The sequence below is a fragment of the Candidatus Finniella inopinata genome (genome assembly GCF_004210305.1).
Classification (GTDB): domain Bacteria; phylum Pseudomonadota; class Alphaproteobacteria; order Paracaedibacterales; family CAIULA01; genus Finniella; species Finniella inopinata_A.
In genome coordinates, this window is sequence record NZ_SCFB01000004.1 from 367,349 (window position 1) to 373,660 (window position 6,312).

At 42.4% G+C, this 6,312-nt stretch carries 6 protein-coding genes; 4 read left to right on the forward strand and 2 right to left on the reverse strand.

Annotation, left to right across the window (positions count from 1 at the left end):
• Window positions 1-15 precede the first annotated feature (15 nt).
• Window positions 16-837, forward strand: coding sequence for an IS21-like element helper ATPase IstB (gene istB, locus EQU50_RS03600; protein ID WP_130153775.1), 822 nt, complete (start codon window positions 16-18; stop codon window positions 835-837).
• On the opposite strand, the gene EQU50_RS03605 is transcribed toward istB, so the two are convergent.
• Together EQU50_RS03605 and EQU50_RS03610 are read right to left on the reverse strand one after the other, a co-directional pair.
• A complete protein-coding gene (locus EQU50_RS03605; RefSeq protein WP_130153776.1) occupies window positions 753-2,051 on the reverse strand; it encodes a hypothetical protein in 1,299 nt (432 codons plus the stop codon). The two genes, istB and EQU50_RS03605, sit on opposite strands and share 85 nt — an antisense overlap.
• A gap of 289 nt (window positions 2,052-2,340) precedes the next feature.
• A complete protein-coding gene (locus EQU50_RS03610; RefSeq protein ID WP_130153777.1) occupies window positions 2,341-2,877 on the reverse strand; it encodes a biotin--[acetyl-CoA-carboxylase] ligase in 537 nt (178 codons plus the stop codon).
• Between the two features lie 89 nt (window positions 2,878-2,966).
• Here EQU50_RS03610 and EQU50_RS03615 point away from each other — a divergent pair, with 89 nt between their 5' ends.
• The 3 genes from EQU50_RS03615 to EQU50_RS03625 are packed head-to-tail and all read left to right on the forward strand — an operon-like array spanning window position 2,967 to window position 6,236.
• Window positions 2,967-3,848 carry a DsbA family protein gene (locus tag EQU50_RS03615; RefSeq protein ID WP_130153778.1) on the forward strand — a complete coding sequence of 294 codons (882 nt, stop codon included), beginning with the start codon at window positions 2,967-2,969 and terminating at the stop codon, window positions 3,846-3,848.
• Window positions 3,838-4,959 (forward strand): efflux RND transporter periplasmic adaptor subunit, encoded by a 1,122-nt coding sequence (locus EQU50_RS03620; RefSeq protein ID WP_165380327.1) that lies wholly within the window; start codon window positions 3,838-3,840, stop codon window positions 4,957-4,959. The genes EQU50_RS03615 and EQU50_RS03620 overlap by 11 nt, the downstream gene beginning before the upstream one ends.
• Window positions 4,956-6,236 (forward strand): efflux RND transporter permease subunit, encoded by a 1,281-nt coding sequence (locus EQU50_RS03625; protein ID WP_130153780.1) that lies wholly within the window; start codon window positions 4,956-4,958, stop codon window positions 6,234-6,236. The genes EQU50_RS03620 and EQU50_RS03625 overlap by 4 nt, the downstream gene beginning before the upstream one ends.
• Window positions 6,237-6,312 lie beyond the last annotated feature (76 nt).

The window sequence follows — 6,312 nt, forward strand, 5'->3', positions numbered from 1 at the left end:
AAAGGAGACCCTTTCATGTTACTGAATCCAATTGTTTACAACCTTCAAAAACTTCGTCTTCATTCTATGGCAAAAGCCTTTAAAGAACAGCTGGAGCAACCAACCATAACGCAGCTGAGCTTTGAAGAACGTCTTGGCTTGTTGGTTGATACAGAAGTCATCGCCCGGGAAAACAGGCAATTACAGGCACGCTTGCGCAGTGCCAAACTACAGCAGACGGCCTGCCTTGAAGATATTGACCATTCATGTCAGCGTAACCTAGACAAATCTTTGTTGGCCACACTTTCTCAATGCCAATGGGTTGCTTCTCATCATAATATTTTGATTGTTGGGCCGCGTGGCACGGGGAAAACATTCTTCGCTTGTGCTCTGGCCCACAAGGCTTGCCTTCAAGGTTATAAAGTTCATTACTGCCGCCTCTGTCGCTTGCTTAGCGAATTGCAGATTGGAAAGGGGGATGGGCGTTATGGAAAAAGAATGAGTGAACTTGCTAAAACGGAGGTTTTAATTTTAGATGATTTTGGATTGTCTATTCTGACAGATGAGCAACGCCGTGACTTATTGGAGGTTTTGGATGACCGACATGATAAACGCTCTACGATTGTCACCAGTCAGATTCCTGTCAAACTCTGGCACGAAACCATAGGAAATGAGACGTTAGCGGATGCTATCCTCGATAGGTTGGTTCATAATTCTTATAGGCTTGAAATTAAAGGGGAATCTATGAGAAAAGTGAGGAGTAAAGAAAAGGATCAGGAAAACACCAAACAAAAAAACATCGAGGGTCCTTTGCATGACACAACGGAAATCACAAACAATGAAGGGGTGAAAAAATGAGATAAAATCGGAGAGTTCGCTTCTCTTTGATTCGTATTCGAATTAAACCAGAATCCGCGTTCGGATAAAACCGGATTCACCGTTCGAATTAAACCGGAACGGCCATTCGGATAAAACCAGAATTGCCGTTCGAATTCGCCGGAATACGCAGAATTAGCGACTAAATGGCTTAAAATGTATTCTTCATTTGGGGTAATATCTGCACGTCTTACCCGATCGCGTCCAAGAACAACAAGCATTGGTTTTGCCAAATCAAGTGTAATCCTGTCCGTTAAAGCCCCCACATGAAGGCGATTTAAAAGGCGCGATACCAAACCAAAGACATAGCGAAGACGTCCTTGCGTAATATGGTAGAGATAGGTGAAGACGTCTTCCTCTATAGGCAGTTCAACTTTGGGGGATTCCCTAAAAAAGTTAACCCGTCTGTTAATTATCTCTGGTAAATCGGCCACGGCAATGGGGTTCAAGCTAACTTCATAGGAAATAATATCATCAAGCCGATCCACGTGTTGGGCCATAAATTTCCGAAGTCCTCTATCTCCAACGAAAATCCAATTACTCCCCTTAATTTGCGTATAGTCGCGCAACGCGTTAAGCATATACTTCATCTCGTGCTCACTGTGAATTTCACCAATATCTAAATTATTAAGCTGGAAAAGAGCCCCATGTGTGTATCCAAATGATTGAACCAGCTGAATCAGATCTTCCAGGTGATGGCCAAGCGTTGATGACGGAACAATAACCGGTTGTGTAACGGCACCTGGATGTGTTGAATAGCTTCCTCCAAACCCGAAGGCATCTACACCAAAAGAACGGTAGGTCTCAGAGATACGCGCTGAAAGGGCTTTTGCATTCTTAAAACGATTGTCCAATAGAATAGCTTCATTTTGACCAAGCAACTCAATCTCTCTGATAAAATTACTGATGATAGCGGCAAGCAATGTTTCCAAGCGCCAGCCCTGTTCAACTTTAATCTCAGTTTGGGGTGTAAAATATTTTTTTTGAGTTTCAGCATTGAAACGTAAATAATTGGAAAAGGATGTGGTTCCAACACCGCGCGCACCTTCAATAACAAGGCGAACGTTATGTCCATTCAATACCCGCTGGCATAAGTTAAGCTCTTCGTTATGCCCAGTAAAAAGGTCCAACGTTAATTTTCTGACGGGGGATGTCTGTAAAGGGTCATCTTGAAACCCAAACGCTTTCCAATCCATGGTCTTTTCCATTCTTTTTCATATGAAACCATCCTAATAGGAATTGGTTTCATAAACTAGAATTGGTTTAATAAACCTTTCTATGTTTTTATGGTTTCATATGACAGACTCCATTTAAAACCATTCTAACAGGAATTAGTTTCATAAACTAAAATTAGTTTCACAAACTTTTTCGTGTTTATATGGTTTCATATGACAGGCACTATGTGAAACTGCCTCAACAGAAATTAGTTTTATAAACTAGAATTGGTTTCACAAACCTTTCTATGTTTTTATAGTTTCAATTGAATTAGGTATTTTTAAGGCTTAACCAATTTTGATACTGATGCCAAACACACCGCAGAACAACCGGGAAAACGTCCTCCACACTAAAAGATTTTTCCGTGTAATCATTTAGCCGGGTCGTCAGCTGGTCCAAACCTTCAGGGGCCTTTTTAATATTCAGCCCAATACCTATGATCAGGGCACCCGATTCAACCTCAATCAAAATCCCAGCAACCTTTTTTCCATCGATCAACAGATCGTTTGGCGCCTTCAGCGTAACAGGCAAATCGGGAATGATTTCCTGCAAAGCTTTCTGTAATGCCCCCGCCGCTACCATGGCTAATTCTGGGTAAAAAGGCTCTAACCTCACCGGCGGTTTTAAAATTAAAGAACAATGTAAATTTCCATTTAAGGATTGCCAAACACGACCGAATTGCCCCCTGCCCGCCGTTTGTTCATCAGCAATGATCACCGTTCCCTCTTCGGCCCCCAGGACTAAATAATCTTTAGCTGTCGTATTTGTACTGGCAACGCTTGGATAGTGATGAACGGTTATTTGCATAGGCCCCTGTGGAATAGTAAGAAATATCTTGTTTTCTGATTATCATGCATTAAACTAAAATTTAGTTTATTTTTAATGGTTTATAGCGCATGAGTCAATCTTCTCAAAAAAGTAAAATGCCAATTATCATGGCACTTGTCATCGTATCGATATTAGTAGTTATATTTCTAGTTATTACCAAAAAGAAACATCCGACATCGGGCATTTCTCAATGCCCGGCGACACAGTCGTCGAAAAAGTATTCTTTTAACACCGATCAAATAGCAGAAATCCAACAAATATTATTGGAAACCATCCGCGAAAAATCAGAGCAATTTATCAGTGCTGTGAATGACGGGATGCAAGCTCAACAAGACAAAGGCCGAAAAGACCTAGAAAAGTCCGCTACAAGCGAAAGCAAAAGATTGCTAAGTGCGGCGATTCCCTTAAATATCCACGAAGCACAGGTGAAATTAATTGCGTTTATCGACCCTTTATGTCCCCACTGTCAAACCTTTGAAAAGCTAGCCTTAAATACCATGGATCAGCGCAAAGATGTGACTTTCTATTTTATTCCAATTGCTATTTTAGGAGAGAATTCGGAAATTGTTAGTAAAGCGATCATCACGGCAGCCAAACTTTCCCCACAAAAGTTTAGTACATTTATTAAAAAGCTTGTTGAAAAATACACCAAACTTGACAAGGCTAAACTCGCAGCTTTGGTAAAAGATACCGGCCTGGATGCAAAGAAATTCGAAAAAGAATTAAATAGTAATGAGACCCACAATAAGCTTGCCGAAAACAACAATTTGGCCAAAGACTTAAAAATTACTGGTGTTCCGACAGTTTTTGCTGTTCAAGGAAACGGGGGTTTTGTTATTGTACCTCCAACAGATGCAAAGGATTTCGGTAAAATTATCGACAATATCAAGGCCGACAAACCGTTAACAGAAGGTTTTAACCCCGCAAATGAAAATGCTGATGAGACCTAAGGAAAGAATATTACATTCCTTTCATACCTGTTTGAAAATCTTACAAACTTTAAAAACTATTCCCCTTCGCACGCTTATCAGCGGAGGGGCTCTTTTGTTAGTAACTTTTCTGTTGATCAGCAAAGTTTTTTTTAAAACCAAAGAAGACGTCCCCGTCATCAAAATACCACGCGTTGAAGTAATCTCCTCGACTGCCCAAATAACCAAGCCGCTTTTGAACCTATCTGCAGAAACTAAAGCCAACGCCCTCACAACACTGCGTGCTGAAATTGCAGGAAAAGTCACGGAAATTCTTGTGGATAAGGGGAAGGAAGTTAACAAGGGTCAAGCATTATTAAAAATCGTTGACAATGATCGGGTGGCACGCCTTGCCCAGGCTCAAGCAGCCGTTAATCATCGACTGGCTGAATACAATTCGGCTACTAAACTTAAAACAAAAAATTTTGTAGCAGAGAATAGTTTCCTACAAGCCAAGGCTAATTTAGAGGCCGCCAATGCCGAATTGGCCCATGCTCAATACGAACATGAACAGCTTACCGTCAGTTCACCCATCCAAGGGTATTATCAAGATCGCATTGTGGAGGTGGGTGATTACGTTAGTGTTGGCGATAAATTAGCAACGATCGCTGACCTTTCTATTTTGACCTTGAATGTATACGTATCTGAAAATGATATTGCCAGCATTAAGATCGGTCAGACAGCTAAGGTTTGCATAGATACTTTCAAAGCGCAGCTTGAAGCCAAAGTGACTTACATTTCAAAGGTGGCCGACCCAAAAACCCACACCTATTTGGTCGAGCTGACCATGGATAATAAGAATCTTCTGCTGCCAGAGGGTTTAACTGCCAAGGTAAGTTTGGAAAAAGATGCCCAAACCGTTCATATCTTAAACGCATCCGTCTTGATTTTAGATGATCAAGGGGTTGTGGGCTTGATGATCGTTGACGCAGACAACAAGGCTGTGTTTAGACCCGTTGAACTTTTGCAAGCCACGGCTGAAAAAATTTACGTTAAAGGTCTGCCCGATACTGCAGTGGTCATCTCAACGGGCGCCGAGTTTGTTAAGAACAATCATGTGGTCGAACCCATACATAGCAAAGCCCTATCATGACCGCCCTCCTGCTTGCTGCCTTTTCACGAACCCGAACAGTTTTGTTAATCTTAGGGCTTTTTATTGTTTGGGGATTGGTGGCGTATATCAACATTCCCAAGGAATCAACGCCTGACGTAAAAATCCCCATGCTTTATGTGTCGGTGAGCTACGAGGGTATTTCCCCACAAGACTCAGCCCGTCTTTTGCTGAAACCCATTGAGCAACAGTTGAGATCATTGGAAGGTGTTAAACAAATGCAAGCAACCGCCTTTGAAGGGGGCGCTTCGATTGTTTTAGAATTTCACGCAGGGTTTAATTCCGATAAGGCCCTAAGTGATGTACGTGAAAAAATTGATTTGGCCAAACCAGATTTGCCAAAGGATGCCAAGGAACCACAAATTCACGAGATCAACCTGAGTCTTTTACCAGTTCTGGTCGTAAAGCTTTCAGGCGATGTGCCGCTTCGCGCCCTTTATCATTTAGCCCGTGATTTAAAGGATGAGATTGAAAGCAACGTTAGCAGCGTCTTAAAGGCAGAAATTGTCGGTGATCGTGAGGACGCCATAGAGATTCTGGTCGACCCAATACGGCAGGAAAAATACAATCTGGTTTTCGAACAGATTGTGCAAAAATTTAACCAGAACAACCAAATTGTTCCAGCCGGGAACTTAGAAAAGAAATCGGGTAAGTTCAGCATAAAAGTTCCTGGCCTGTTAGAAGACATCAACGACATTCAAAACTTCCCCTTATTGAATAATGAGCGTGCCATCATTCGCCTAAAAGATGTTGCCGAAGTTCGTCGATCTTTCAAAGACCCCACCAGCATTGCCCATGACCGGGTGGCATTGGGGCGCAGTGCGTCAACCGTAGCTTTAGAAATCAGCAAGCGCACAGGGGAAAACCTTATTGAAACAGTGGAAAAGGTTAAAAAAGTTATCAGCAACCTTCAAAAGAACTGGCCCCAGCATATTCAAGTTAGCTATGCCCAGGATGAGTCCGATCATATTCGCGACATGTTGAATGAACTGCAAAACAGCATTATTTTGGCCATTTTGTTGGTGATGGCCGTTATCATCTTCTCGTTGGGATGGCGTTCAGCTTTACTGATAGGGCTGGCGGTTCCGGGGTCATTCCTTATTGGCATTATGGCTATTTCTTTGCTGGGATATACGGTCAATGTCGTCGTTCTGTTCAGTTTGATATTTTCCGTCGGTATGCTGGTTGATGGCGCGATTATCGTGGTTGAATATGCTGACCGTCGCATTAGTGAAGGCGCTACTACGAAAAATGCTTAAATCGAGTAGGAGGGGCCTCACGACCCCGTCCTCTCACACCACCGTACGTGCGATGTCGCATACGGCGGTTTCAGTT